The following is a 24,775-nucleotide window of genomic DNA, read 5'->3' on the forward strand; positions in this document are numbered from 1 at the left end:
AAGGGCCCAAGGTGCGCCCCCGCAGCCAGGGCAGAGCGGATGCCTGGACGCGGGCGCAAAAAAGCAGGCCCCCAGCCGGGATCGGGGGTGTGACGAGACGGGGTAGGACAGCCCAGTGCTTATTTCCAGTTCACGCACTGACCCTGCTGACGGCCACTGACCGTGTTGTTGTAAAAGGAATAGGTCCAGCGGTTGTTGTCGCATTCCAGGTCGCCGCCCACCGCGTTCACCGCAAAGGCCAGGCGGCCCCGGTTGCCCTCAAATTCCACGTCGCCGCGCACGCGGTTGTTGCGCAGCTGGCCGCCCTGCCCGCCTTCCAGGCTGACATCACCCTGAATCAAGGTGCCGCTGACATTGGCCTGGGCGTAGTCCTTGCCTTCTATATCGCCGGTCACGGTGGAGTTGCGCAGCAGCAGCCGCGCGCCGCTTCCCAGCTTGACATCGCCCTCAATGCGGCTGTTGAGCACCGTGCAGCTGGCTCCGGGGCGCACCTGCAAGTCGCCGCGCACGGTTCGGCTGTTCAGCGTACCCGCGCAGTTCACGCTGTCGGCCAGGGCTGTCGGCAGCGCCAGGGCAGCGCTGAGGGTCAGGAGTGTCGGCAAAGGGCGCAGTTGTGTCATGCGTTCAGGCTAGCGCTGGCCTGCTGGGACCGGCCTAAGCTGAGCTTGAGGCAGGCTTGGCCCTTTTTTGAGGTTGGGTGAGAGGGAGATGGGCAAAGTCAGGCGCTTCCCAGGCGGACGGGCTGAGGTGGCTGGCCGGGGCGCTACCCTGGAGGCACGATGACCCACCCTGCTCCCGCCTCCGACCCGGTTCCGCCGCTCGCTCCTTCTCCGACCGGGCCGGGCGTGACGGCCCTTGGCGGCAACCGCGCCGCGCTCACCATTCTGCTGATTCAGGCCGTGGGTGGCCCGCTGCTGATGACCCGCTTCGGCATGGACACGGTGCTGGCTTTTATCGTGACCATCGGGGTGAACCTCACGCTGCTGCTCACGCTGTTCCGGGGCGAGTTCGCTGCGCTGCGGGCCGATTCGCGCTGGCGGACTCCTCCCAGCTGGGGCACGGCGCTGGCCGTGTTCGCCGTGGCCTTTATCGCTTCGCGGGCCTGGTCAGCTGCGGCGCTGGCCGTGTTCCCGGACCTGCCGGTGCCCGACACCGTGCCCGTGCTGGCCTCGTCCTCATCGGGGGCGTGGCTGATGGTGCTGACCGGCGGCGTGCTGGTGCCGGTCATCGAAGAAATTGCTTTCCGGGGGCTGATGCTGCGCGGCCACGAGCGGGCGGCTGGCTTCGGGGTGGCCGCACTGACCACCACCTTTGCCTTTGCACTGGCCCACGGGGTGCCGCTCAGTGTGGCGGGTATCCTGCCGCTGGCTTACGCCCTGGCGCGGCTGGCACAGCACACCGGCAGCCTCTGGAACAGCGTGATTGTCCACGTGCTAAACAATGCCCTCGTGCTGGGGCTGGTGGCAGCGCTGGGCGACCGGCTTCCGCTGGACGAATTGGGTGCCGGAAACAGCGGGGCAGCCCTGAGTGACCTGGGACCGGCGGTGGCCGGAGGTGCCTTCCTGCTGGGTGCAGGGCTACTCTGGGTGCTGCACCTGTGGCTGACGCCCCGGCCTGACCCGCAGGTGCGCTTGGCTCCGGGGCCGTGGCTCAGCGGCGCTTATGTCCTGATCGTGCTGTTTGGCCTGCTGGGCGCGGCCCTGTCTTTTCCTGTGGTGGGAGAGTGGGTGCGCGACCTGATGACGGCCCGTCAGGCCCTGCCGGTCCCTTGAGCGCCTGGATGTAGGCGTGGGCCGCTGTGAGTGAGGCCCCAGAGTAGTCGCGGTAGCGCTGGACAGCTGCCACTTCCTGACCCTGGCGCAGCAATTCCAGCAGTTCGGCCCGCTGCTGCGGCGCAATCGGCCTGGGCGGGTCGCTTGGCACCGGCGCTTTGCCGCGCAGAAAGAGCGCCAGCCCCAGGTACACGGCGGCCAGGACAAGCGCCAGCCCCCAGAACTGCTCCAGGTCACTCATCTCTAGCCCCCTTCAGAACAGGGCCGGACCCTGGCCCCAGAACCGCCACAGCGCCCAGAGGCCGATGAGCAGATTCAGCACAAACTTGGCTGCCATGCCGGTCAGCAGACCCACCAGCGTGCCGAAAGCGCTGCGGGCGGCTTCGTCTACCGGCTTACGGACCAGCAGCAGCTCGGCGGCAAAGGCCCCCAGCAGCGGCCCGATCAGGATGCCCAGCGGTGGCAGCAGCAGCCCGATCAGGCTCCCGGCGATGGCTCCCCACATGGCCTGTTTGCTGCCCCCATAGCGGCCTGCGCCCCAGGCCGTGGCGATGTTGTCGGCAAAGCTGGACACCAGCGTCAGGACGACCAGCACGGCCAGGAAGATGGCGTCGCCCGTACCGCTGTACCCCTTGATGAATACGCCAGCTGCGCCGCCCACCAGCAGCAGCGCCGTGGCTGGAATGACTGGAATAAAGGTGCCGACCAGGGCCAGCAACCACAGCACCAGAAAAACGATAAAAGCGAGAGTCATATGCTGAGCAGCTTAGCGGGTCACGCCCTGGCTGGTCATAGGGTCTGGCCGCCGACATAGCTTCCAGATCTTGTGTAGGTGCCAGAGTTGGCCCGGTGCCGGGTTCCAGGTTGTGCCACAAAAGGTAACGCTGGGCCTGAGCTATGCTGAAGGCATGGCAAAATCTGTGATTGTAGCGGCGTCGCGTACGCCGACTGGCAAGTTTCTGGGTGCGCTTAGCGACGTGAAGGCTGTGGAGCTTGGCAGCATCACCCTGGCCGAAACCCTGAAGCGCTCGGGCATTGACCCTCAGCTGGTGGAAGAGGTCATCATGGGTCAGGTTGTGCAGGCGGGCAGTGGTCAGGCCCCCGCCCGCCAGGCCGCCATCATGGCCGGTGTGCCCGATACGGCTGGGGCGCTCACCATCAACAAGGTCTGCGGCTCCGGCCTCAAGTCGGTGATTCTGGCCGCCCAGAGCATCCGCGCCGGCGACCAGCAGGCGGTGCTGGCCGGCGGAATGGAGTCCATGAGCAACGCGCCCTTCCTGCTGCCCGGTGCCCGCAAAGGCTACCGCCTGGGCCACAGCGAAGTGATTGACGCCAACATGTTCGACGGTCTGTGGTGCTCCATCAACGACGAAGGCATGGGCACCACCGCCGAGCGCGTGGCCGAGAAGTATGGCGTCGCCCGTGAGGAGCAAGACGCGTTTGCTACCGCCAGCCACCAAAAAGCCGTGGCCGCCACCGAAGAGGGCCGCTTCCGGGATGAAATCGTGCCGGTGACGGTGAAGGGCCGCAAGGGTGACACCGTGGTGGACACCGACGAAAGCCCGCGCAGTGACACTTCCGAGGAAACCCTGGCGAAGCTCAAGCCTGCCTTCAAGCAGGGCGGCACGGTGACTGCGGGCAACGCGCCCGGCCTGAACGACGGTGCAGCCAGCCTGATGGTGGTCAGTGAGGAATTTGCCCAGGCTCACGGGCTGAAGCCCCTGGCCGAAATCGTGGACTATGCCACCGCTGGACTGGACCCCAAGTGGATCATGATGACCCCGGTGCCCGCCACCCAGCGGCTGATGGAGAAGCTGGGCATGGACGTGGCCGACGTGGACCTGTGGGAGCTGAACGAAGCCTTTAGCGTGCAGAGCTTGGCTGTGGCCCGTGAGCTGGGTTTGGACCTGGACCGCGTGAATGTGAACGGCGGCGCGGTGGCGCTGGGGCACCCCATCGGCGCGAGCGGGGCCCGCATCCTGGTTACGCTGCTGCACGCTCTGGGGCAGCAGGACAAGGAATTCGGCGTGGCGACCCTGTGCATGGGCGGCGGCAACGGCTTGGCGCTCGCGGTCAAGCGGCTATGAGGCAGCAGCTTCTGTGCGACCGACTCCTGAAGCTTGGCGTACCGCTGGTCCTGTGCCTGATAGCGGCGCAGGCGCAGGCCGCAGCTTTTACGTTCATCACCCCAACCTACCGCGTGACCGTCACTCCGCAGTGTGCCGAGGGCAGTGTCACGTGTAACGACGTGTCTTACCTGGGCCAGAACCGCAGGACGGGGCAAAGCCTGAGACTGCGTGGCCGCACAGAGCATGTCCTGTGCGCCGATGGTGTGACTCCCTGCCGCTTCGTGGGCTATGTCTTCCAAAACGGTAGCTACCGGTACGCCATTAATGAAGATCAGAGCACCCTGAATATCTGGCGCGGCCACACCCTCATCTGGTCGGAAGTTGGCCAGTGGCAGCAGGAAAGGAACTGAAATGACCCAGTCCCCCACCCTTTGGTTTATCGAAAGCACTTATCTCAAGCCCGCTGAGGAGCTGGCCGCTGTCACCCCGCTGCACCGCGAGTGGCTGGATATTCACTACCGGAGCGGTGTCTTCATCACTTCTGGCCGCAAGCAGGACGAAACCGGCGGCGTGATTTTTGCCCAGGCCGAGAGCGAGGCGCAACTACGCGAGATCTTCGCCACCGATCCGTTTGTGAAGCAGGGCTGCTCGGAGTACCGCTACGTGCCTTTTACGCCCGTCAAGCGCGGCAAGACGATTGAGCTGAGTGGTGTGCCGTTGGTGGAGTGAGTATGCGACTACTTCTGACTTCTTTTCAGCATCCGTACATGGCGCAATTCATCGGAGGTAAGCGTGTGGCGTATATCCCGGACGCGGCCCGTTCTTATGGAGACGCGCCTTTTGTGCAGACAGAGCGCGAAGGACTGGAGAAGCAAGGCCTAAGACTGGTCAACCTTCCATTGGAACAGACTGATCTGACAACAGTGGAAACCACCCTGGAAGCTGTAGATGCGGTCTATATCGCTGGGGGAGAGACCTTCGACCTCCTGCATGTCCTCAAGGCAACAGGGGCAGATAGAGTCATCACCCGGTTGGTGCAGCAAGGGCTTCCCTATATAGGGTGCAGCGCTGGTTCCATCGTTGCTGGCCCCACTGCTGAGATCGCCAGCCTGATGGATTCTCCAGAGATTGCGCCGGAATTAAAGGACTACACCGGTCTATGCCTGACGGAATTGGCTGTTGTGCCACATGCGTCTGGGAGTATTCCTCAATTTCCAATTGCCGTGATTGCTGACACAGTCAGCAGGTATGGCGAGCGCTGGCCTCTGTGTCTGTTGCGTGATGGGCAGGCGCTGTACATAGAAGATGGGCAAACCAAGTTGCTGAGCTGATAAGAAGGCACAGGAAATTGTTCTAAATGGAGCGACAAACATGAAATTTGGAGTCATCGGAGCAGGGCAGATGGGCGGCGGTATCGCGCAGGTGGCCGCGCAAAGTGGGTTTGATGTGGTCGTCCACGACCAGAAGCAGGAGTTTCTGGACCGGGGCCGGGGCGTGATTGAAAAGAGCCTCGGTAAGCTGCACGAAAAAGGCAAGCTGGCTGACACGCCTGAGCAGGTGCTGGGGCGCATGACTTTTACCACGTCCCTGCAAGACTTTGCCGACTGTGACCTGGTGGTGGAAGCCATCGTTGAGAACGAAGCGGTCAAGAAGGAACTTTTCAAGCAGTTGGGCGAAATCGTCAAGCTGGAGGGCATCCTGGCCAGCAATACCAGCAGCATTCCCATCACCGCGCTGGCGACGGCTTCGGGCCGCCCGGAGCGGTTCATCGGGATGCACTTCATGAATCCGGTCCCGCTGATGACACTGGTGGAAGTGATTCGCGGCTACCAGACAAGCGACGCCACCGCCGAGCTCGTCACCAAGACCGCCGAGAAGATGGGCAAGACACCGCTGAGCTGTAATGATTTTCCCGGTTTCGTGTCCAATCGCATCCTGATGCCCATGATCAATGAAGCCATCCAGTGCGTCATGGAAGGCGTGGCCGACAAAGAAGCGATTGACGGCATCATGAAACTGGGCATGAATCACCCGATGGGGCCGCTCACGCTGGCGGATTTTATCGGCCTGGACACCTGCCTCGCCATCATGGAAGTGCTGCACCAGGGCCTGGGCGACGACAAGTACCGCCCCAGCCCGCTGCTGCGCAAGATGGTGCAGGCGGGGCTGCTGGGCCGCAAGAGTGGCGAAGGCTTTTACCGCTACAGCTGAGCGGCAGGCAAATCAGGGCGCGGCAAGCAAAGGCTGCCGCGCCCTGATTCCTTACTTCTCTCCGTGCCCAGGCGCGTCCATCTCCTGCAAGCGCCGCACCACGAAAGCGGCGTCTAGCCAGCGCCCGAACTTGTGCCCGGCCTGCGGCAGCCGCCCCGCTTCGCTGAAGCCGTGCCGCCCGTGAAAGCGCAGGCTGCCGTCGTTCTCGGCGTCCACCACGCCAATCATCAGGTGGTAGCCCTCGGCAGTGGCCTGTGCAATCAGGGCTTCAAGCAGCCCACCGCCCAAGCCCTGGCCCTGCGCTGCGGGGGACAGATACACCGAGTGCTCTACTGTGCGGCTGTAGCCCAGCTTGGGCCGAAAGGGACCGTAGCTGGCCCAGCCGACCACGGCGCCGTCCGCGTCCTCGGCCACCAGTACAGGGAAGCCTCCGCGCTGACGCTCAGCGAACCATTCCTCGCGGCTTTGCAGGCTGACCGGGGCGTGGTCATAGGTGGCCGTCGTATGGGTCACGGCGTGGTTGTAGATGTCCAGAATGGTGGGGAGGTCGGCCGGGACAGCGGGGCGAATGCTTGCGGGGAGGCTCACAAGCCGCAGCCTGTCAGCATGGCGCGTTCACCACGGAACTGGACGACTGTGACGGCACTGCCTTCTTTGGCCTTGACCCACACGGCCACCACTTGCTGAGGGGCGTCCAGCATCACTTTGCTGGTATTGCCCAGTCGCTTGTCTGATTCGGCCACGTTTTTGGTCAGCAACTTTGCAAAGTCCTCCGCTGTTCCAGTGGTGAACTCTGTTTTGGGCAGGACCAAGCCGCCTAACGGCATCTCGGGCGCACCGAAGTTGGTACAGGTGCGGCCTGTCAGGGCCTTGGCATAGCGGTTGACAAAATTCACCAGCTCATTGGAGTGAGCAATGTGCTGAGCAACAGGACCATAGTGTTGGGCCATCAAGGCAGCAAAGGTCGGCTGAGCCTGGGCAGAAGCGGGAGGCGCGAGTAAAGGGGCACCAATCATCACCAGAGCAGCGGCCCAGATTCTGGGAAGAGTCGTTCGTAAGCGCGGCATCACCGCATGATGGAGGGGGCACACTGAACTGTCAAACAGATTTGCAGTCCGCAGGCACCTTGCCCAGCTACCCACTCAGCCCATGTACCCACTAAAAAAAGCCCCAGCGCGGAGGCTGAGGCTTTCTTCTGCTTGGCAAGCGGGCCAGATTATTTGCGCATGCTGGGGTTCAGCACCTTCTTGCGCAGACGGATGCTCTGGGGCGTCAGTTCCACCAGTTCATCGTCAGCGATGTATTCCAGGGCGTCTTCCAGGCTCAGGCGCTTGGGCGGAATCAGGGTCAGGGCGTCGTCCGCGCCGCTGGAGCGCACGTTGGTCAGCTTCTTGTTCTTGCAGACGTTCACGTTCATGTCCTGTTCGCGGGCGTTTTCGCCCACAATCATGCCCACGTACACGTCCTGACCGGCGTCAATGAAGAAGTTGCCACGGTCCTGCAATTTCCAGATGGAGTACGCAAAGGCCACGCCGTCTTCCATGCTGACCAGCGAACCGTTCTGACGGGTCTTCAGGTCACCGGCGTAGGGCTGGTAGCTGTCGTACACGTGGCTCAGGATGCCTTCGCCCTGGGTCATGCTCAGGAACTGGGTGCGGAAGCCGAACAGCGCACGCGAGGGAATCTTGAATTCCACGCGGGTGCGGCTGCCCTGCGGCTCCATGTGGACCATTTGCCCCTTGCGGCTGCCCAGTACGCCGATGACGGTGCTGGAGAACTGCTCGGGCACGTCAATTACCACGTGCTCAACGGGTTCATGGCGCACGCCGTCAATCTCACGGTAAATCACCTGGGGCGCACCCACCTGAAGCTCAAAGCCTTCGCGGCGCATGTTTTCCAGCAGGATGGAAATGTGCAGCTCGCCGCGTCCCGACACCTTGAATTCGTCGGGGCGGATTTCTTCCACCTTCAGCGACACGTTGGTCATGATCTCGCGGGCCAGGCGCTCGCTGATCTGGCGGCTGGTCACGAACTTGCCTTCTTTGCCTGCAAAGGGGCTGGTATTGGGCTGGAAGATCATGCTCACGGTAGGCTCGTCCACGGTGATGATGGGCAGCGCTTCGGGGTTGTTCACGTCCGCCACGGTTTCACCGATCTGGGCGTCTTCAATGCCGGCCAGGGCCACGATGTCGCCCGCGCCCACTTCGTCCACCTCAATGCGCTTGAGGCCCATGTGGGTAAACGGCTGCACCACGCGGGTCTTGGTCATGGAGCCGTCTTTGTGGATCAGCTGCACGAATTCACCCTTTTTCACGGTGCCGCGCTGCACCCGGCCCAGCACGATGCGGCCCAGGTACTCGGAGTAGTCCAGGTTGGTCACGACCATCTGGAAGGGGGCGTCCAGGTCCACCTGCGGGGCGGGAATGTGCTCCAGCACCATCTCGAACAGCTCGTGGAAGTCTTCCTGGGGCTTGTCCAGGTCCTTGAACGCCTTGCCTTCGCGGGCAATGGCGTACAGCACCGGGAAGTCCAGCTGGTCTTCGTTGGCTCCGAGTTCGGCCATCAGGTCGAAGGTCATGTCCACCACGTCGGTGGGGCGGGCGTCGCCACGGTCAATCTTGTTGACCACGACGATGGGCTTGAGGCCCAGTTCCAGGGCTTTACGCAGCACGAAACGGGTCTGAGGCATGGGGCCTTCGGCAGCGTCCACCAGCACCAAGCAGCCGTCCACCATGCCCAGCACGCGCTCCACTTCGCCGCCGAAGTCAGCGTGGCCGGGCGTGTCCACGATATTGATCTTGATGCCTTTGTACTCCACAGCGGTGTTTTTCGCCAGGATGGTGATGCCACGCTCGCGCTCGATGTCGTTGGAGTCCATGGCGCGTTCGGCGATTTCTTCACCGTGCTTGAGTTCCAGGGTTTGCTTGAGTAGCCCGTCGACCAGGGTCGTTTTGCCGTGGTCCACGTGGGCGATAATGGCGATGTTGCGGTATTCCATAAATTTCTCCTCGGTGATGCTTCTTGCCGTTAGTGCTTTTGTACGGTGCTGTTTTTTCTTGACAGCGCTGCTTCTTAAAAGGGCTGCTTCTTGAATAGGGATCAGGTCTCTAAGCGGAGCCGCGCAGGCCCAGTCAGCGTGGCGGAGGCACCAAAGAGGCACCAAAAAGACCCGCCTGCGCTGGGGTAGCCGGTAGATGGTCGGCACTCAAAGTCAGCAAGGCGGGCCACACAGCCTCACAGTGTAGCAAAAGCTCACGCCTGCCGCGTCATTGCGAGGTCAAGGGTGAGCACGGAGTCCTACGAGGGAGTAGAGGTCAAACCTGGGGAGGTTCGGGTCTGGGAAAATTCGGGCCTGGGAAAGTTCGGGGGGGAACCCGGTGAGGAGCGCCGCTCAGCTTGAAATGGATACAGCCTGAGCTGGCGCGGCAGGGCTTAGTCTCCCCGGCTCGCCCCAAACTTGCCCTGCAAATACTTCAGGGCCTGCGGGTCGAACTGCCCGCCATCCGCCCAGCGCTCTTCCAGGTTCTCGGTGCCGTACAGCTCCCAGGTGGCCTGCTCGGTGGCCGCGTCCCAGTCTCCAGTAGGCGGACTCTGGGCGTAGCCTTCACGCTCCAGCACACCGCGCAGCCAGGTCAGCTCCTCGGCGCTAAGGGACCGGGTGTCCTCAGGCCGCCCAAACAGCAGGTCGTGGATATCCAGCAGCCGTTCCAGCTCGGTGCAGGGGTCCAGATGGTCGTCGGCGCGCAGGTTGATCCAGTCGTCGCTCAGGCCACCGTAGCCCCGGCCCTGGCCCGCACACAGCAGCGCCGCCGATTGCCGCCCCCGCCGGTCTCCGCCCGCCCGGTCACCCGCTTGCAGGGCGGCCAGCAGTCGCCGGGGCAGGGGCTGACCTTCGGCGTCTTGCCAGCTGGTCAGCATGGCCTGCACCACATCAGGTCCGGTCAGGATGTTGCCCTGAATGGCGTAATCAGGGCCCGTGAGGCCCCCTGCCCAGGCGTGGCAGCCGCTGCCGGTAAAGCTCAGGCTCTGGCCGCTGGCGCTGACCAGCCCGAATTGCCGCTGGGCATAGTCGGGGTCGCCTTCCTCAAACTGCGCGGCCACGCCTTCAGGGCTCAGGCCCGCTGCCAGCAGCTCCAGTCCACGGGGGCCAAAGGTGGGATTGGCGTAACTCTGGGTGGCGACGGCCCCCACCCCAAAGCGGACATAGGGCACCACCGCGCCCACTGCCAGAAACTTGCTGGCGACGGCCACGCCCAGGTCGCCGGTCTGTGGGTCACGGCCCACGATAGAAAAAGTCATAGTCTCGTCTCCTGTGTCGCTTGACCAACGCCGTGGGCTTCAGGTACGGCTGAACTGGTAGCCCTTGGGTACCACCACCACGCCGCCTTCGCTGACCGTAAACCCACGGGCCAGGTCCTCGGTGTGGTCGTAGCCGATCCGCATGTTCGCGGGAATACACACGTCCTTGTCCACAATCACGCGCCTGAGCTGAGCACCCCGGCCTACCTCAACTCCATCGAACAGCACGCACTGCTCGACCAGCGAGTAGGAGTTGACGCGCACGTCGCGGCTGAGCACCGAGTCGCGCACCGTGCCGCCTGAGATGATGACCCCTCCGGCCAGGATGGAGTTGAATGCCTGCCCTTTGCGGCCTTCCGATTCATGAACGAACTTGGCAGGCGGGCTGAATTCGCTGCTGGTCCGCAGCGGCCATTTGGGGTTGTACAGCCCAAAATCCGGCTTGACTGACACCAGGTCCATACTGGCCTCAAAGTAGGCATCAATGGTGCCCACGTCACGCCAGTAGGTATTGGGCAGCTCCTGGCCCGGAATGGGGTTCTGGTGAAAGTCGTAGGCCTGCACATGGTAGTCGCTGCGTAGCGCGTGCGGAATCACGTCCTGCCCGAAGTCGAAGCCCTGGTCGGTGTCGTTGATTGAGGTGTCCAGCAGTTCCATCAGGGCCTTGCGGCTGAAAATGTAGTTGCCCATGCTGGTCAGCGACAGCTCGGGGTTTTCGGGCATACCGGGAGGGTCGGCAGGCTTTTCCATGAACTCCTGAATGCGCCCGGCCCCGTCTACGCCCATCACGCCGAAGCGGTGCGCCTCGCTGCGCGGCATCGGGTAGGCGGCAATCGAGATGTCGGCTTTGGAATCAATGTGCTTTTGCAGCATGTCTTCCAGGTTCATTTTGTAGATGTGGTCGCCGCTCAGAATCGCCACGTAGTCGGCGTCGTAGTCGCGGACCAAGTTCAGGTTCTGATATACCGCGTCGGCGGTGCCCCGGTACCAGGCTGCTCCCAGCTCTTCGTACAGGGTCATCTGCGCCGGGACCACCGTGATGAAGTAGTCAGGCAAGAAGGTGCCGAAACGCCAGCCGCGCGAGATGTGCTCGGTCAGGCTCTGGGCTTTGTACTGCGTGAGCACGTATACCGAGAAGATGCCTGAGTTGATCAGGTTGTTGATCGCAAAGTCAATGATGCGGTATTTGCTGGCAAACGGCACCGAGGGCTTGGAGCGCAGTGAGGTGAGGGGAGCCAGGCGCGAGCCCTGCCCGCCGGCCAGAATCATTCCGAGTACGCGTGGTTTCATGTTAGGGACTTCCTTTCGCTGGTCAGTCGTTGGGTCAAGCCGTCTGCTGGCACCGCCGCTGGCCGCTCAGGTGGGGCGTGACGGAGGGAGCAGGCTCTGGGCCACTTCTGTAAGTGTTTTGTCTGAAATCAGTTTAGCGCTGTCCTTGTCCCCCGCGCCGTAAGCGAAGCTGCCTTTACCTATCTCAGAGTGCGCTTGGTCCCAAAGTGAGTGCCCGGCGCATTTCCGACTCAGGCGTCCAGCCAGCGGCGCAGGGCCAGCTCTGCGTCTGGCAGGGCCAGCAGCTCTGCGCCCAGCTGCGTGCGGATAAAAGTGCGCTGCCGCTTGGCGTAGCGCCGGGTCGCCTGTGTGATCTGCTGCGCAGCTTCATCCAGACTGAGCTCCCCCTGGGCCAGCGCCAGCGCTTCACGGTAGCCCAGGGCCTGCCAGGCGGTGGGCAGCGGCTGCGTGTCCGGCGGCACCTGCGCGGCCAGCCACCGGGCTTCCTGCGGCCAGCCTCCGGCCAGCAGCTGCCGGGTGCGCTCTGCAATGCGCTCCTCCAGCTCTGGCAGCGGCGGGCTGAAGGCCACCACCTGCGCGGCAAAGTTTGGGGTCCGCCAGCCGAAATCAGCCGGGAATTGCCCGGTGCGGCGGTACACCTCCAGCGCCCGCACCACCCGGCGCGGGTTGCGCTCCATACGTGGTATCTGGTCGGGCCGCACCCGCTCTATGTCGTTCAGCAGGGCGTCCAGGCCGCGACTCTCCAGCTCGGCTTCTACCTCGGCGCGTGCGGCGGGGTCGGCGGCGGGGGCCAGTGGCAGTCCTGAGATCAGTGCCCTGAGATAAAAGCCGGTGCCCCCCACCACCAGCGGGCGGCGGCCCCGCGCCAGAATCTCTGTGGCGGCAGCTTCGGCCCCCTCCACCCAGCGGGTCACGTCGTAGCTCTCGGTGACGTCTGCCACGTCCATCAGGTGGTGAGGCACCTGGGTCCGCTCCGCCCGGCTGGGCTTGGCGGTGCCGATATCCAGCCCCCGGTACACCGTAAAGGCGTCGGCGCTGATGAGTTCTAGCCCGTACTCCTGCGCCAACCGCAGCGCCAGTGCCGATTTGCCCGCAGCGGTGGGGGCGGTCAGGACGGGCAAGGCGGGGCGGGGCGGGGCGGCAGGCATCGCGCTCAGTGTACCGGGCGGGGCCATGATTGCCCTGCTGGCCCGCTGAGCGCGGCGGATGCGCTAGCGTGACCGCATGAATGAACCGACCCTGGCAAGGTTGCAGCAGCTGATGACCGTGCGCGAGGAAGCCGAAGGCCTGCTTGGACACGGCGAGACCCGTGGTTTTGTCCCGGCAGCCGACTGGCTGGACGGTGGCTCGTATCTGACCCTGGTGCTGGACGTGCCCGCCGTAGAAGCCGGGAGCCTGGAGCTCGAAGAAGACGGTGACCGCCTGACGGTGGCCGGGATGCGGGCCAGCTTGCCGCCGGGCGCGGGCCGCCTGCTGCTGTCCGAGCGCCGGGCTGGCGCATTCTCGCGTACGCTGGTATTTCCCGAGTCCGTGGTGCCGGGCAGCGGCGAGGCCAGCCTGGAAGCAGGGGTGCTGCGGGTGCGCTTTGCCAAAGTGCATCCCACCATTGACGCGGCGTATCACGAGCTGGACACTGCTGGGGCTGAACCGGGCGGGCAGCAACAAGGAGAGCAGCAATGAATGAAGAGATTCGTGGGCCGCGTGAATACGGCGACCAAGACAGCATGGACTTACAGGACTTTCTGAAGATAGAGGGTCTGGTCGAAACGGGCGGAGAGGCCAAATTCCGAATTCAGGGCGGCGAGGTGCGGCTGAACGGTGAGGTGGAAACCCGCCGCCGCCGCAAGGTGAAGCGCGGTGACGTGGTGGAAATCTACGGCGAGCGCGTTGAGGTGAACTGGTGAGTGACCCCCAGGCTGCTCAGGCCTACGCGGCAGAACTGCTGGCCTGGCGCGAAGCGCGGGAGCGGGCCTTCCGTGAGGGGCGTGGGCCTCTGCGGGGTGCGGCGCTGGAAAGCTTTGCTGGCCTGAGCCACTATGCGCCCGACCCAGCCTGGGTCTGGGAGCTACCTGTTGGGCGGCTGGGCGACTTTCCAGCTGAGGTGCAGTTTCCGGCCACGGACGGCGGCGTGAAGTGGTGGGGCGCATTTGGGCAGGTCACGCCTGAGCTGCCGGGAGCTGGGCCGGTGACGCTGACCCTCTACACCCTGCTGGGCGAGGAGCAGCCATCCCAGGCCTTTTTGCCTTTTCGTGATTCCACCAGCGGTCAGGAAACGTACGGCCTGGGCCGCTACTTGGACGTGCCGCTGACTTGGGGCCGTGACAGCGTATCGGCCCGGCTGGACTTTAACCGCGCTTACCATCCCAGCTGCGCTTACGGCGAGGGCTTCAGCTGCCCGCTGCCGCCGCTGGAGCATGGGCTACCAATGCCGGTGCGGGCCGGTGAGCGGCTGCCTGAATAGGGCAGAGGTGGCCCTAGTGTGCCGCCACTGCGTAATAAAACTCCGTGACTCCCTGCGCCCGCAGCGCCTCGCGGCAGGCCAGCAGGGTGTGGCCGGTGGTGAGCACATCGTCAACCAGGAGGACCGCGCCTTCGGACAGCTGTGAAGCGTCAGCGACGAAGGCTCCGGCCACATTCTGGCGGCGTTCATCACCGCGCAGCTTGGCCTGCTGCTGGGTGCGGCGTTCGCGGCGCAGGGCGGCTGGAGCATAAGGCACTTCCAGCGCGTCGGCCAGGGCCGCCGCCAACAACTCGGCCTGATTGAACCCACGTTCGCGCTCCCGGCTGGGATGCAGCGGCACCGGCACCACGCCCACCACCGGCCAGGTTGCGGGCACCGCCGAGGCCAGCGCTGGCCCCAGGACCCCAGCCACTTCCCGCGCCTGAGCGTATTTCAGGGCACGCACGGCCCGACGCACCGGCCCCTGGTAGCGTCCCAGACTGACCAGATGCGGCTGCGCGTCTGGCGAAAGGGGAGAATGCCTCTCCAGCTGTGGCCGCAGCGACGCGCGGCAGCGCCGACATAGCCCCGGATCGGTGCCCAGCTGTCCGCCGCAGCCGGGGCACGCACGCGGCAGGGCCAGCCGCAGCCACCCGGTCAGAGTTCGCTGCCAGTCGGGACCGTTTCGCATGGCTCTAGCGTAGCCTGTAGCCCATGCGCCTGCACCTGATTACGGTAGGAGAGCCCCGCCTGAAATACGCTCAGCTGGGCTGGGACGAGTACGAAAAGAGGCTGCGCCGCTATCACCGGGTGCAGGTCACGCGGGTCAGCGGCAAGACCCAGCAAGCTGAAAGCGAGGCAGTGCTCAGGGCGGCGGGCCGGGCTCCGCTGGTGCTGCTGGACCCACGCGGCACCGAGTTCACTTCCGAGGGCCTCAGTGCGTGGCTGGACGCCCAGGCGGTAGGTGGCACTGGCGAACTAGCTTTTGCCATCGGCGGGCCAGAGGGGCACACGGATGCTCTACGTGCCCAGGCCACCCGGCTATGGAGCTTTGGCGGCCTGACTCTGCCGCATGACCTGGCAATGGTGGTGCTGCTCGAAGCACTCTACCGCGCCAGCACCATCAGCGCAGGGGAGCCGTATCACCGGGGATGAGGTCGGCTGGAAGATGGTTGAGACAAGGAGAAAGGAGTCTATCTACCTTTCCCAACCTCAAGAAGTAGCTTGGGCTGTCAGCCGCAGAGTTCAGTATTCCGCCGCGTAGGCCCGCGCTGCGGCCACCCGCTCCTGAAGCTCCGGCAGGGTGTCGCCGCCGAATTTTTCCAATACGGCCTCGGCCAGTACCCAACCGATCACGCACTGAAGGATGACCCCGGCAGCGGGCACGGCGGTGGTGTCACTACGCTCACGGGCCGCGTCGCTGGCCTCGTGGGTGACCACGTTCACGGTGGGCAGCGGTTTCATCAGGGTGGCAATCGGCTTCATGGCGACCCGCACAATCAGTTCCTCACCGTTGGTCATGCCGCCTTCCAGCCCACCGGCCCCGTTGGTCTCGCGGCGGTAGCCCCGCTCGGCGTCCAAGTACAGCGCGTCGTGGACCCCGCTGCCAGGCCGAGCCGCATTCTCAAAGGCTCGGCCAATCTCCACGCCCTTCATGGCCTGCACGCTCATCACGGCTCCAGCAATGCGTCCGTCCAGCTTGCGGTCCCAGTGGGCAAAGCTGCCCAGACCTACCGGGAGCCCCCGGAAGCGCACTTCCAGAATCCCGCCCAGTGTGTCGCCACCGACTTTGGCCTGATCAATCAGTTCCCGCATTTGGGCGGCGGCGTCCTCATCCCAGGTGCGCAGGTCGCTGTTTTCAATCGCCTCCAGATGGTCCCAGCTGAACGGCGAATTCACCTGTACCGAAGCCAACTGCCGCACGAAATTGGCCCCCTCAATGCCCAGTTCGCTCAGCAACTTGAGGGCCACACTGCCCACCGCCACCCGCGCGGCTGTCTCACGCGCTGAGGCGCGCTCCAGCACATCACGCAGGTCTTTATGGCGGTATTTGATGCCGCCGGTCAGGTCGGCGTGGCCAGGCCGGGCGTCGGTCAGGGCCTTCTTGCGCGGCCAGTTGCCTGCTGCCGGGTCCATGATTTCGGTCCAGTTGCGGTGGTCACGGTTCTCAATGTCCAGTGTGAGCGGCGCACCCGTGGTTACGCCACCGCGCACGCCACTCATCAGCTGCACTTCATCGGTTTCGATCACCATGCGCCGCCCCCGGCCATAGCCGCCCTGACGTTTTCTCAGCCAGGGGTCAATGTCGGCTTTGCCCAGCGGCAGCTGTGAAGGCAGGCCCTCAACAATGGCAGTGAGACGCGGTCCGTGGGATTCTCCGGCGGTCAGATAGCGCATAGCGCACTGTAGCGCACTGCATGGCAGACGCCCCCAGCCGGGGAGGCCAGGGGCGCTGGGGTTGGTGCAAAAGGCTTTACTCGATGATGTCGCCGGTGATGACAAACAGCATCTGGGTAGAGTCCCGGTTGGTGGACTGGTTGCCAGCCAGGGCACCCACTCCCGGAATCATAGACAGGAACGGCAGACCAGCTTTGGTGTTGCTCTCGGTGGTGCCCAGCAAACCTGAGAGCAGCACGGTTTCGCCCGACTTGAAGGAAATGCGGGTCTGGGCCTCCGAGTTGGTGAATCGCAGCAGGTAGGGCAGCGTGCCTGGAGTAATGGCATCCTCATTGAGCAGATCATTTACCTGACCCCGCACTCGCAGCGTGATGGTGCCGTCAGGAGCGACGACAGGCTCGAAGAAGTCCAGAATCACACCGTAGTCAATGACCTTCTCAATACTGCCGCCTTCGCCATCGGGGATATTCAGCTCCAGTTTGCCGCCCGACTTGATGGTGGCTGCGGCTCCGTCTGAAGCGTTGCGGCTGCCGTTGGTTGCATTGCTCCCCAGACTCCGCTGGCCGCTTTGCATGGTGATGACACCGTCATACACACGCTTGGCCTGTGATTGGGTCTCCAGTGCGTTGAGAGTGGGGAAAATGTTGAAGCCGACCAAGGAGCGCGTGGGATCGAAGCTGGCCGTCAGGCCACTGGGAGAAGTGCCACTGCTGATCAGGCCGATATTGAAGCCGCCAAAGCCAATTTTCCAGTCCACTCCCAAGGAGCGCTGGGCCGACTCGGTAATTTCCTGAATGCGAACTTGGAGGTTGATCTGAGGTACTTCACGGTCCAGGGTAGGAATCAATTCGGCCACTTGAGCCACCTGTGCTGGCGTACCACGCACGATGATGGTGTTGGTGCGCGCATCGGGAAGGATGGTCGCCATCTGGGTGGGGGCCGTAGCAGCGGTTGACACAGGAGTATTCGTGGTGGGCGCTCCCGCTGCATTGTTGGCCGTATTCGCGCCAGAAGCGGTGCTGGTGCTGGCCGCAGTCGCAGTAGTGCTGGTCAGGTCGCGGGCCAAAGTCGCCATGAGGGTGTCGGCCAGTTCCTCAGCACTGGCGTTGACGAGCTGGAAGACCCGCTGGGTGGTCTGACCAGGAGCCGGGTCTACCTTCGTCAGCAACGTCAGGGCCTGCTCCACGTCTCCCTGACCGCCGCGCAACACCAGCTGTTTGCTGCTGCCCACCGTGGTCACGCGCAGATTGGGGAACTCGGCACTCACAAAGTTGCTCAGCTCCTTGATATCTCCATTGACGGAGTAGATTTCCTGCACATTGGGCCCCGCGCTTTCTGCTGCCAGTGCGCCGCGGGGGTCCCGGTCCAGTTCACGCAACAGCCGCTCCACCTCAGTGATTTCTGCGTTGGTGCCGCGTACGATCACGCTGCGGTTGCGGGTATCAGGAATGATGCGCAGGGTAGGCGAGTCCAGCTTGACATCCACAAGGGTGCGTGAGGTGGCGACGTTGGCACCTGCCGCGTTGGTCTGGGCCACTTCCGAGTAGACCGGGGTGCCGAAGAACAGTTTGACCTGCTCGGCAGCGGCTGCGGGGTCGGCGTTTTGCAGCTTGACCACGCGCTGTACCGGCGTGTTGCTGACACGGATGACCGGCTGACCGCCCAGCTCCGTCACGGAATAGTTCAGGCCGTACACGTCCATCAGCAGCGGCCAGACTTCGTTGAAGGGCTTGTTGCGGAAGGAGTAGGCCACGGGGCGGGCCTGCTCACCTTCGGCAGCGAGGGTGTCCACGTTCACCTCAAGGACCAGCTCATAGCCCGCCGACTTGGCGATGGCACCCAGCAGACCAGAGAGCGGGCCCTGGTAGCGGCCAGTCTCAATGGTGATGTTGGCCTGGGAGAGCGCAGGATCGCTGGCCGCATTTTGGGTCTGGACAGCGGAGGCGGAGGACACCGGAGCCGTCTGAGCGGCACCCAGGCCCAGGGCGGCAGTGATCAACAGGGCAGTTGCGTATTTCATCATGTTCACCTTTTACTGAAGGGGTTCGAGTTCGAGTTTGAGCGAATCCTGACCGAGTGCCAGCGTCACGCTGTTGGCTGTGATTTGCTGCACCACGATGTCGGTATCTGGCAGACGGTCACCCTTGGCGAGGACCATGAAGCCCTGGTTGCTCTTGAAGATGGCAGTGTCGGTGGGACCCAGCACCGCGCCATTAAAGCGCAGGCCCTGGCGGTTCAGGGTGCGTGACAGGGCCGTGCCATTGTCCGGCGCACCCACACCCTCGTCGTTGCCGTACTGGGTGATCAGGTCTGGCTGACCGGGAGCAGGTAGCGGCACCGATAGAGCAGGCGTGCCGGTGCCTGCATCGGCTGGACGGCTGGCCACTGTACCCAGATCGGGCTCGGTCACCCCGGCCACTGGGCCGGTGCTGCTGGCCGCGCCCGTACTGTCAGGCCGGGCGCCGGCAGGGACCGCTTCGGGGTAGTCGTCGGGATTGTCAAAGGCCCAGGGCACGACTGCACCGCTGGTTGCCGAGGCGGTAGGGGCTGGGGTGCCCGCGCTGCTGCTGGAGCGGCCCGAGCTACTCGGTGTGTTGCTCGCTGTACTGGCAGGCGTGCGGGTGCTGCTACCGCCTGTGACGGTGACTGGGGTGTTGTCAGGACCCAGCACCCAGGTGGTGGTGCTGCCACTGGTGCCACTGGTGCTGCGGCTGGCCGTGCTGGCCGACGTGCTGCTCGAACTGCTGCGGCTAGACACAGCTGGACTGCTGGGTGGGGTATAGCTGGGCGGGGCCGAGATCGCCACGCTGGGCTCTGCAAAGCTGGTTGCGGCAGAGCCTGCTGCGGGCGGCGGGGTTCCAGGGGTTGCAACAGCGCCAGCAGGAGCGGAGCCGTCTTTGGCCAGAGAGAACGGCTTGAAGGGGTTGCGCGAGGGCACGGCGGCCAGCGGCGCATCCGGATTGATGCCGCCCAGCTTGCTGGGGTCCGTGACCGACACCGGAGCGCTGCTCAGCGGCGGAATAGTTCCTGGCGCTGCCGAAGTGCTGCTGACGGTGCCGGGCGCACCCTCCACATTGGTGGCGCTGACCGTCGTGACTTCAGTGGTCGTCTCGGTAGTTGTTTGGGTGGTCGTTTCGGTGACAGCCATATCCGCAGCTGCAGCGTTACGGCCATTGAAGTAGAACGCAATGGCGCTGGCCAGCAGCAGGGTCAGCAGTGCCCCGAGCAGCAGCTTCATTTCACGGGTCAGACCACCAGCGGTCTTGACTCCGTCCTGGTAGTCCAGGTCAGTGTGGTTGGAGTCTGTCATTGGGCGGCTCCTTGTTCGGCGGCGGGCGCAGCCTCAGTTGCTGCGCCGCTGGCACTTGCGGCAGCGGGCGCAGCTGGCGGTGCAGCCAGGCTGGGGTCAAACGTATAGACCGTCATGCTGAGAGCGCCGGTCAGCTCAGGGTCGAAGCTGGTCGCTTCGGGAGACTGCAGCGTCAGCTGATTGATGGTCGTGAAGCGGTTCATGGTTTCCATGGCCCGCAGGGTGCGGAACACTTCGCCGTAGCTTCCGGCCATGTTCATGGTAATTGGAATAGGCCGCACGCCGCCGGGCAGGTCGGCGGTCGCAGGACCTGCCGAGACGTTGACACCCTCAATCTGGGTGCCGGAAGCCTGGGCGTTGTTGCGCATCTCGCTAAGCAGCGGGGCCATCTCGTTGTTCTGCGGCAAGGCCGCCACGAATTCAGCGCGCTCCTGGCGCAGTGCAGCCACTTCTTCACGCAGGGCAGGCAGTTGCGCCTGAGCCTGACGGTACTGGGAGACTTTAAGCTCGGCGGTCTCAATATCGGTCTTGAGTGTGGCGATTTCCTGCTGCCGTGCTTGATAGCGGAAGGTGTACCACAGGCCCAGGACCAGAAAAGACAGTGCAAGAGCGATAAAGAAAATGTATTTGGGGTCGAGGCGAGTTTTGGTCATCACATTCCTCCGTCACCGGTAGAGGCCTCTGGGGCCGCATTGGCGGCGGGAGCGGGGGCGGCGGGAGCAGGAGCCGCAGGAGCGGCAGGGGCTCCTGCTCCCGCCGCTGGGGTGCTGCCCGCTGCTGCGCCTGCGGCGTCCGGGGCTTCGCCGGCCACACCAACGCTGGCCGAAAAGGTGTAGGGCGAGGCTTCGTTCTCGGGTTCTTTGCGCTGCATGCCCTGGAACACGATGCCGAACTTGGGATTGCTCTCAAACGCGTTGAGGAGGTCGACCACGGCCTGCGCCGTCGTTGCAGTGCCAGTCAGGGCAAGCTCACGGCTGACCGAGCCACCTTCTACGCCGCTTTGCTGCATGTCAGCCGATTGCTGCGCGGCCACGTGCATGTCCAGACTCTCCAGAGCCACGTTGCCTCCGGCCGGAAGCTGCGCGGTAAAGGCCGCCAGGTCGTTGCTCCAGTAGCTCTTGCGGTCACGCAGGGCGCGGGCCACGGTGGTGACCTGTTCCAGCTCAGTTTTTTCGGCGCTGAGCTTGTCGAATTCGCTCTTGGCCGGTTGCAGGGCGGCGATCTCGCCGTTCAGGCGCTCCAGATTGGTTTTCAGGCCGCTGACCTGTGAAGCGTAGTACAGCTCCATACCGACCACCGCCGCCAAGCTCAGCAAGCCAGTGACCGCGGCGGCCATCAGCCAGTTCTGGCCTTCGCCGGTGCTTTGGCGGCGCTGGGACGCCGGTAAGAGGTTGACTTCAACCATGTCGGACTCCTCTCAGGGCCAGGCCCAGCGGAACGGTGTATTCAGGGCCTTGGGCTTGCAGCGCCGCATCTTCTACCGCCAGGGGCACGTGTTCCCAGGGACGCACGATCTCGGTCGGAATCCCCAGTGCTTCGCTGATGGCGTTGTCCAGACCACTCAGCTTGGCACCGCCGCCTGCCAGCACCAGCTGGTCAATAATCAGGTCGCCGCTTTGCACGCGGTAGAACTCCAGCGAGCGCCGCACTTCGGTGATCAGGTCAATCATGGCCGGGCGCAGTGCCTCGGCCACGCGGGCGGGGCTGTGCGGCTGTGCGCTGTCCACCGGACTGTTGCCAGGCACCTGATAGCCCAGCTTGAGCGCTTCGGCGGCGCTGAAGTCCAGGTCGAAGGCACGCTGAAGCGCAGTGGTGAAATCGTCGGCAGCCACGTTGATGTTGCGGGCCATCAGCAGGCGCTCGCCGCGCACCAGACCAATCACCGAGGAGCTGGCACCGATTTCCAGCGCCAGCACCACTTCTTCAGGGCTGATGGTGCGCTGGCCGATGGCCCGCAGCGCCGCAAAGCTCTTGACATCCACCACAGTGGGTTGCAGGCCAGCCATCTGCAAGGTTTCGAGATGGCGGCCTACCACATCGTTGGGCACAGCTGCGATCACGACTTCCATTTGCCCATCTTCGGGGAGAGTACTGGGATCGTCCAGCACATCAAAGTCCAGCGTCACTTCATCAATGGGGTAGGGAATGTAACGCTCCGCTTCATAGCGAATCACGTCACTGCTCCGCAGTTCTTTGAGGTCCATGCGCGGGATCATGATGTTGCGGGTCACGGTAGCCTGATTGGGAATGGCTGTGACCACCTGCTTGTGTGTGATGCCGCTGCGGCTGAGGAGCGAGCGGATTTCGGCGGCGATGGCCTGTGGCTCAACCACGCTGCCGTCCCGCATGGCACCCAGGGGGGTCGGAGTCATGACTGCGTGCTGCACTGCTGTGCCGCCAGGGGCCAGCGCTACCGCCTTGATAGCGCTGGTCCCGATTTCCAGGCCAAAAGCTGGCCCACCTGATTTACGAAAGTAACTTGTCATCCACCCTCCAAAATTCCTGATCAACCACTGTGAGCTGAGTTAGAAACAAGAAGTTTCTAAACTTTGTGGAAGTATGCCCGGATGCTCCTCACAAAATTCATTCAAGTGCCGCCTGGACGTGTTCTGTGGCCTAACGCTACTGCCGATCCGTGCTCTCATCACAAAAAAAGGCCCCGCAGGGCGCTGGAGGAATGAGAAAATTAAGCTACGATTTGAGGGCAATCAGCTCCCAGCCGGCAGCCGCTCTCACCAAAATGTAAGTTCTGTTTCCAATCATTCCAAACGCTTCCATCCGTCCAGGGAGGGAGAGTGGCGTCTGGTCGCCGGGGCGGAAGATTTGACCTCCGCGTAGCTCCAGGCGGTTGAGTGGGGCGTCCAGGGTGGGCACGCGGGTCACCTCGGCTCCGCCCGGTACGGCCAGCAGGAAATGACTGCCCGCTGCCAGCTTCTCGGAGTGGCCCCGGTCCACCTGCCAGAAGCGGTCCGCCACCAGCGCGTAGTCGCGCCCGTCGCCGCCTGTCAGTACCTGGGTGGGGCGGCCCAGGGTGCCGGGCATCTCGGCAGCACTGTAGGAGAGGGCACTGCCATCCTCGCGGTAGATGCGGGTCGAAGACATCGCCACCACCCGGCCTGCGGGGAGGGTTTCGGCTGCGCCGTCTACCGTGACCACCTGGCCCAACGTAGGCAGCGCGGCCCAGGCCCGTCCCCCGTTCCAGGCCACTGCGCCGGTTGGGGCAGGCCAGCGCGGACAGACGGGCTTCAACTGCGGAAGGCGCGCCACGCAGGCCTGGCGGCCATCGCTCCACACGGCCCCTTCTTCCGAAAAAGCGGCCTGTACTTGTGGAGTTGTGGCGGCGGGCAGACGGGTCTCACGCTGCTGAGGACTGGGTGCCCGGGCACCTGCAACGGGCGCTGCACTGCCCGCCGGAGCAGGAGCGCAGGCCGAGAGGCCCAGGGTGAGCCCAAGCACATACAGGGCCGTGGCGAGGCGTGAGAGGGGAGGGATGATTCGGCAGGCGAGCGCAGGCATGCTGCTATTCAAGCAGGGGCCCATGACGCTGCCCTGAGAGCGCCTGGTAGCGACTCTTCTGGGCAGCCGTTCAGGCGAGAGTCTGGTCGGCTGGTGGCTGGTCGCGCCACTCCAGCAGCTCGCGGACCAACGTGTCCAGGCCCACGCCTTCCTGTGCCCGCTCCTCGGGCGTCATGGAAATGCCCCGGCTGGCCTTGACCAGAATCACGTCGCCGTCGCGCACTTCTGCTTTCAGTGCGGCGGCCAGCTCCGGTACGGTGCGGTAGGCCTGCTTGCCCAGCACCCCGGCATAAGGCCCTACCCCAAAGCACAGGTCCGCACTTTCGCAGGCGCTGCGGCCCACCTCGGCGTGCAGTTCGGGGGCCGAGTCGCCCAGTTCCAGCATGGTGCCCAGCACGGCGATGCGGCGGCCCCGGAAGTTCTGTAGGGCGCTCAGTGCGGCCTGCACCGCCAGCGGGCTGGCATTGTAGGCGTCGTCAATGACGGTATAGCGGCCCGAATGAATCTGGTAGCGGCCACTGGGCACCTGCACCTGCTCGACGCGTCCGATGGCGTCGGCCAGCGGGAGGCCGTGACTTTCGGCCAGATACAGGCCCAGCACAGCCGCTTCGGCCTGCACCTGGGCCGCCCCAACCAGATGGACCGCGTGACCACTGTAAGTAAAGTCGGCTCCCTGCTCGGTCACACGCAGGTCTTGCCCGCTGTGCTGCACCGGCAGGTCCAGGGTCGAAAACCCGTAGATGTCCTGCTCTGGGAACCAGGCCCGCGCCTGACTGCCCACCAGGGCGCGTGGAGCGTGCAGAATTTGGCCCTTTTCGTGGGCAATCACTTCCAGGCTGCCCAGCCGCTCCAGATGCGCGGCCCCGATAGAGGTGACCACGCCCACATCGGGGCGGACCAGGGCGTTCAGTTGGTCCATTTCCCCAACCCGGTCAATGCCCATTTCGATCACCAGTGGGCGGCCTGAGGCTCCAAACTCAATCAGAAAGCAGGCGATGGCCGGTAAGGTGTTGTACACCGGCATGTAGTGGGCGTTGAGCGCCGCCGCCACATATGACTTGGTGGTGGTCTTGCCGACGCTGCCGGTAATGCCTACGACCAGCGGATTCTTGGCCCGCTCCTGCTGCGCCCAGGCGGTCAGGGCAGCCAGCGAGTCCCCGACCTCTACCGTGCGTGGCAGCCGACTCGCGGCCCCCGGCAGGTCGGTCAGCACGAAGGGGGCCCCCCGTTCCAGCGCCGCTTCGATGTACCGGTTGCCATGCTCTTTTTCGCCGGGCAGGGCCACAAAGGCCGTCTCGGCGTCCGCTTCACGGGAATCCCAGGTCAGACGGACCGCGGGGCGTGCCTGCGGGTGGACGGTGGCGTGGAAAGGCAAGGGGCCATGAGGGCTCAACATCCCCTGGAGCCTAGCAAAAGGCTGCAGGCAATAAAGCAAGTTTCGGGCGGTTCTTGCCTGGGACAGAGCAGCGGG

26 protein-coding genes and 1 pseudogene are annotated in these 24,775 nt (G+C 64.1%); 10 read left to right on the forward strand and 17 right to left on the reverse strand.

Annotated elements, in window-relative coordinates; translation table 11 throughout:
• Window positions 1–119: 119 nt before the first annotated feature.
• Entirely contained in the window at window positions 120–620 is a 501-nt protein-coding gene (locus IE158_RS04670) for a hypothetical protein (protein WP_189642510.1), read from the reverse strand.
• Window positions 621–779: 159 nt separating this feature from the next.
• Here IE158_RS04670 and IE158_RS04675 point away from each other — a divergent pair, with 159 nt between their 5' ends.
• Window positions 780–1,772, forward strand: coding sequence for a CPBP family intramembrane glutamic endopeptidase (locus tag IE158_RS04675; RefSeq protein WP_189642511.1), 993 nt, complete (start codon window positions 780–782; stop codon window positions 1,770–1,772).
• A 253-nt stretch (window positions 1,773–2,025) separates the two neighbouring features.
• Here the strand turns inward: IE158_RS04675 and IE158_RS04680 are convergent, their stop codons facing one another.
• Window positions 2,026–2,526 (reverse strand): DUF456 domain-containing protein, encoded by a 501-nt coding sequence (locus IE158_RS04680; protein WP_189642512.1) that lies wholly within the window; start codon window positions 2,524–2,526, stop codon window positions 2,026–2,028.
• A gap of 154 nt (window positions 2,527–2,680) precedes the next feature.
• Here IE158_RS04680 and IE158_RS04685 point away from each other — a divergent pair, with 154 nt between their 5' ends.
• From IE158_RS04685 to IE158_RS04705, 5 genes are read left to right on the forward strand one after another with little or no spacing between them, the layout of a single operon-like run.
• The gene (locus tag IE158_RS04685) at window positions 2,681–3,859 is read left to right on the forward strand and encodes a thiolase family protein (protein WP_189642513.1); all 1,179 of its coding nucleotides are present in this window, start codon (window positions 2,681–2,683) and stop codon (window positions 3,857–3,859) included.
• On the forward strand, window positions 3,856–4,251 hold the full coding sequence (locus tag IE158_RS04690) for a hypothetical protein (protein WP_189642514.1): 396 nt from the start codon (window positions 3,856–3,858) through the stop codon (window positions 4,249–4,251). Before IE158_RS04685 ends, IE158_RS04690 begins: the two co-directional genes overlap by 4 nt.
• 1 nt (window position 4,252) lies before the next feature.
• On the forward strand, window positions 4,253–4,570 hold the full coding sequence (locus tag IE158_RS04695) for a YciI family protein (RefSeq protein ID WP_189642515.1): 318 nt from the start codon (window positions 4,253–4,255) through the stop codon (window positions 4,568–4,570).
• A gap of 38 nt (window positions 4,571–4,608) precedes the next feature.
• Window positions 4,609–5,172 (forward strand): Type 1 glutamine amidotransferase-like domain-containing protein, encoded by a 564-nt coding sequence (locus IE158_RS04700; protein WP_229838894.1) that lies wholly within the window; start codon window positions 4,609–4,611, stop codon window positions 5,170–5,172.
• Between the two features lie 40 nt (window positions 5,173–5,212).
• The gene (locus IE158_RS04705; protein ID WP_189642517.1) at window positions 5,213–6,052 is read left to right on the forward strand and encodes a 3-hydroxyacyl-CoA dehydrogenase family protein; all 840 of its coding nucleotides are present in this window, start codon (window positions 5,213–5,215) and stop codon (window positions 6,050–6,052) included.
• A gap of 51 nt (window positions 6,053–6,103) precedes the next feature.
• Here the strand turns inward: IE158_RS04705 and IE158_RS04710 are convergent, their stop codons facing one another.
• From IE158_RS04710 to miaA, 6 genes and pseudogenes are all read right to left on the reverse strand, one after another.
• Complete coding sequence (locus tag IE158_RS04710; RefSeq protein ID WP_189642518.1) at window positions 6,104–6,640, reverse strand: GNAT family N-acetyltransferase; 537 nt, start codon at window positions 6,638–6,640, stop codon at window positions 6,104–6,106.
• Entirely contained in the window at window positions 6,637–6,948 is a 312-nt protein-coding gene (locus tag IE158_RS04715; protein WP_189642519.1) for a hypothetical protein, read from the reverse strand. The genes IE158_RS04710 and IE158_RS04715 overlap by 4 nt, the downstream gene beginning before the upstream one ends.
• Window positions 6,949–7,268: 320 nt before the next feature.
• A complete protein-coding gene (gene typA, locus IE158_RS04720) occupies window positions 7,269–9,050 on the reverse strand; it encodes a translational GTPase TypA (protein ID WP_189642520.1) in 1,782 nt (593 codons plus the stop codon).
• 434 nt (window positions 9,051–9,484) lie between these two features.
• Complete coding sequence (locus tag IE158_RS04725) at window positions 9,485–10,351, reverse strand: DUF1028 domain-containing protein (protein WP_189642521.1); 867 nt, start codon at window positions 10,349–10,351, stop codon at window positions 9,485–9,487.
• A gap of 39 nt (window positions 10,352–10,390) precedes the next feature.
• A pseudogene (glgC, locus tag IE158_RS04730) lies at window positions 10,391–11,650 on the reverse strand (glucose-1-phosphate adenylyltransferase); the annotation flags it as partial.
• Window positions 11,651–11,871: 221 nt separating this feature from the next.
• Entirely contained in the window at window positions 11,872–12,789 is a 918-nt protein-coding gene (miaA, locus tag IE158_RS04735) for a tRNA (adenosine(37)-N6)-dimethylallyltransferase MiaA (RefSeq protein WP_189642523.1), read from the reverse strand.
• Window positions 12,790–12,865: 76 nt separating this feature from the next.
• On the opposite strand from miaA, the gene IE158_RS04740 reads away from it, so the two are divergent.
• From IE158_RS04740 to IE158_RS04750, 3 genes are read left to right on the forward strand one after another with little or no spacing between them, the layout of a single operon-like run.
• Window positions 12,866–13,321, forward strand: a complete 456-nt coding sequence (locus tag IE158_RS04740; protein ID WP_189642524.1) for an Hsp20/alpha crystallin family protein — start codon at window positions 12,866–12,868, stop codon at window positions 13,319–13,321.
• Window positions 13,318–13,545: an RNA-binding S4 domain-containing protein gene (locus IE158_RS04745; protein WP_189642525.1), complete on the forward strand. Its 228-nt coding sequence runs from the start codon at window positions 13,318–13,320 to the stop codon at window positions 13,543–13,545. Before IE158_RS04740 ends, IE158_RS04745 begins: the two co-directional genes overlap by 4 nt.
• Window positions 13,542–14,102: a DUF1684 domain-containing protein gene (locus IE158_RS04750; protein ID WP_189642526.1), complete on the forward strand. Its 561-nt coding sequence runs from the start codon at window positions 13,542–13,544 to the stop codon at window positions 14,100–14,102. Before IE158_RS04745 ends, IE158_RS04750 begins: the two co-directional genes overlap by 4 nt.
• A gap of 13 nt (window positions 14,103–14,115) precedes the next feature.
• Here IE158_RS04750 and IE158_RS04755 read toward each other — a convergent pair whose 3' ends face one another.
• Window positions 14,116–14,772 carry a ComF family protein gene (locus tag IE158_RS04755; protein ID WP_189642527.1) on the reverse strand — a complete coding sequence of 219 codons (657 nt, stop codon included), beginning with the start codon at window positions 14,770–14,772 and terminating at the stop codon, window positions 14,116–14,118.
• Window positions 14,773–14,795: 23 nt separating this feature from the next.
• Between IE158_RS04755 and IE158_RS04760 the strand changes: the two genes are divergently transcribed.
• Complete coding sequence (locus IE158_RS04760) at window positions 14,796–15,236, forward strand: 23S rRNA (pseudouridine(1915)-N(3))-methyltransferase RlmH (RefSeq protein WP_189642528.1); 441 nt, start codon at window positions 14,796–14,798, stop codon at window positions 15,234–15,236.
• A gap of 90 nt (window positions 15,237–15,326) precedes the next feature.
• On the opposite strand, the gene aroC is transcribed toward IE158_RS04760, so the two are convergent.
• From aroC to murF, 8 genes are all read right to left on the reverse strand, one after another.
• Entirely contained in the window at window positions 15,327–16,478 is a 1,152-nt protein-coding gene (aroC, locus tag IE158_RS04765; protein WP_189642529.1) for a chorismate synthase, read from the reverse strand.
• 76 nt (window positions 16,479–16,554) lie between these two features.
• Window positions 16,555–18,498 (reverse strand): secretin N-terminal domain-containing protein, encoded by a 1,944-nt coding sequence (locus tag IE158_RS04770; RefSeq protein WP_308430673.1) that lies wholly within the window; start codon window positions 18,496–18,498, stop codon window positions 16,555–16,557.
• 12 nt (window positions 18,499–18,510) lie between these two features.
• Window positions 18,511–19,788 carry a hypothetical protein gene (locus IE158_RS04775; RefSeq protein WP_189642531.1) on the reverse strand — a complete coding sequence of 426 codons (1,278 nt, stop codon included), beginning with the start codon at window positions 19,786–19,788 and terminating at the stop codon, window positions 18,511–18,513.
• Window positions 19,785–20,441, reverse strand: a complete 657-nt coding sequence (locus IE158_RS04780) for a type IV pilus inner membrane component PilO (protein ID WP_189642532.1) — start codon at window positions 20,439–20,441, stop codon at window positions 19,785–19,787. Before IE158_RS04780 ends, IE158_RS04775 begins: the two co-directional genes overlap by 4 nt.
• Window positions 20,441–21,193 (reverse strand): fimbrial assembly protein, encoded by a 753-nt coding sequence (locus tag IE158_RS04785; RefSeq protein ID WP_189642533.1) that lies wholly within the window; start codon window positions 21,191–21,193, stop codon window positions 20,441–20,443. Before IE158_RS04785 ends, IE158_RS04780 begins: the two co-directional genes overlap by 1 nt.
• The gene (gene pilM, locus IE158_RS04790) at window positions 21,186–22,274 is read right to left on the reverse strand and encodes a type IV pilus assembly protein PilM (protein WP_189642534.1); all 1,089 of its coding nucleotides are present in this window, start codon (window positions 22,272–22,274) and stop codon (window positions 21,186–21,188) included. The genes IE158_RS04785 and pilM overlap by 8 nt, the downstream gene beginning before the upstream one ends.
• Window positions 22,275–22,479: 205 nt before the next feature.
• Window positions 22,480–23,304 (reverse strand): hypothetical protein, encoded by an 825-nt coding sequence (locus IE158_RS04795; protein WP_189642535.1) that lies wholly within the window; start codon window positions 23,302–23,304, stop codon window positions 22,480–22,482.
• A 70-nt stretch (window positions 23,305–23,374) separates the two neighbouring features.
• On the reverse strand, window positions 23,375–24,700 hold the full coding sequence (gene murF / locus IE158_RS04800; protein WP_189642536.1) for a UDP-N-acetylmuramoyl-tripeptide--D-alanyl-D-alanine ligase: 1,326 nt from the start codon (window positions 24,698–24,700) through the stop codon (window positions 23,375–23,377).
• Window positions 24,701–24,775 lie beyond the last annotated feature (75 nt).

Source organism: Deinococcus piscis (assembly GCF_014653275.1).
Classification (GTDB): Bacteria; Deinococcota; Deinococci; order Deinococcales; family Deinococcaceae; genus Deinococcus; species Deinococcus piscis.

Coding starts and splice junctions, on each gene's coding strand:
- IE158_RS04670 (WP_189642510.1), bottom strand. CDS start 620: ATGACACAACTGCGCCCTTTGCCGACACTCCTGACCCTCAGCGCTGCC.
- IE158_RS04675 (WP_189642511.1), top strand. CDS start 780: ATGACCCACCCTGCTCCCGCCTCCGACCCGGTTCCGCCGCTCGCTCCT.
- IE158_RS04680 (WP_189642512.1), bottom strand. CDS start 2,526: ATGACTCTCGCTTTTATCGTTTTTCTGGTGCTGTGGTTGCTGGCCCTG.
- IE158_RS04685 (WP_189642513.1), top strand. CDS start 2,681: ATGGCAAAATCTGTGATTGTAGCGGCGTCGCGTACGCCGACTGGCAAG.
- IE158_RS04690 (WP_189642514.1), top strand. CDS start 3,856: ATGAGGCAGCAGCTTCTGTGCGACCGACTCCTGAAGCTTGGCGTACCG.
- IE158_RS04695 (WP_189642515.1), top strand. CDS start 4,253: ATGACCCAGTCCCCCACCCTTTGGTTTATCGAAAGCACTTATCTCAAG.
- IE158_RS04700 (WP_229838894.1), top strand. CDS start 4,609: ATGGCGCAATTCATCGGAGGTAAGCGTGTGGCGTATATCCCGGACGCG.
- IE158_RS04705 (WP_189642517.1), top strand. CDS start 5,213: ATGAAATTTGGAGTCATCGGAGCAGGGCAGATGGGCGGCGGTATCGCG.
- typA (WP_189642520.1), bottom strand. CDS start 9,050: ATGGAATACCGCAACATCGCCATTATCGCCCACGTGGACCACGGCAAA.
- IE158_RS04725 (WP_189642521.1), bottom strand. CDS start 10,351: ATGACTTTTTCTATCGTGGGCCGTGACCCACAGACCGGCGACCTGGGC.
- miaA (WP_189642523.1), bottom strand. CDS start 12,789: ATGCCTGCCGCCCCGCCCCGCCCCGCCTTGCCCGTCCTGACCGCCCCC.
- IE158_RS04740 (WP_189642524.1), top strand. CDS start 12,866: ATGAATGAACCGACCCTGGCAAGGTTGCAGCAGCTGATGACCGTGCGC.
- IE158_RS04745 (WP_189642525.1), top strand. CDS start 13,318: ATGAATGAAGAGATTCGTGGGCCGCGTGAATACGGCGACCAAGACAGC.
- IE158_RS04755 (WP_189642527.1), bottom strand. CDS start 14,772: ATGCGAAACGGTCCCGACTGGCAGCGAACTCTGACCGGGTGGCTGCGG.
- IE158_RS04760 (WP_189642528.1), top strand. CDS start 14,796: ATGCGCCTGCACCTGATTACGGTAGGAGAGCCCCGCCTGAAATACGCT.
- aroC (WP_189642529.1), bottom strand. CDS start 16,478: ATGCGCTATCTGACCGCCGGAGAATCCCACGGACCGCGTCTCACTGCC.
- IE158_RS04770 (WP_308430673.1), bottom strand. CDS start 18,498: ATGAAATACGCAACTGCCCTGTTGATCACTGCCGCCCTGGGCCTGGGT.
- IE158_RS04775 (WP_189642531.1), bottom strand. CDS start 19,788: ATGACAGACTCCAACCACACTGACCTGGACTACCAGGACGGAGTCAAG.
- IE158_RS04780 (WP_189642532.1), bottom strand. CDS start 20,441: ATGACCAAAACTCGCCTCGACCCCAAATACATTTTCTTTATCGCTCTT.
- IE158_RS04785 (WP_189642533.1), bottom strand. CDS start 21,193: ATGGTTGAAGTCAACCTCTTACCGGCGTCCCAGCGCCGCCAAAGCACC.
- pilM (WP_189642534.1), bottom strand. CDS start 22,274: ATGACAAGTTACTTTCGTAAATCAGGTGGGCCAGCTTTTGGCCTGGAA.
- IE158_RS04795 (WP_189642535.1), bottom strand. CDS start 23,304: ATGCCTGCGCTCGCCTGCCGAATCATCCCTCCCCTCTCACGCCTCGCC.
- murF (WP_189642536.1), bottom strand. CDS start 24,700: ATGTTGAGCCCTCATGGCCCCTTGCCTTTCCACGCCACCGTCCACCCG.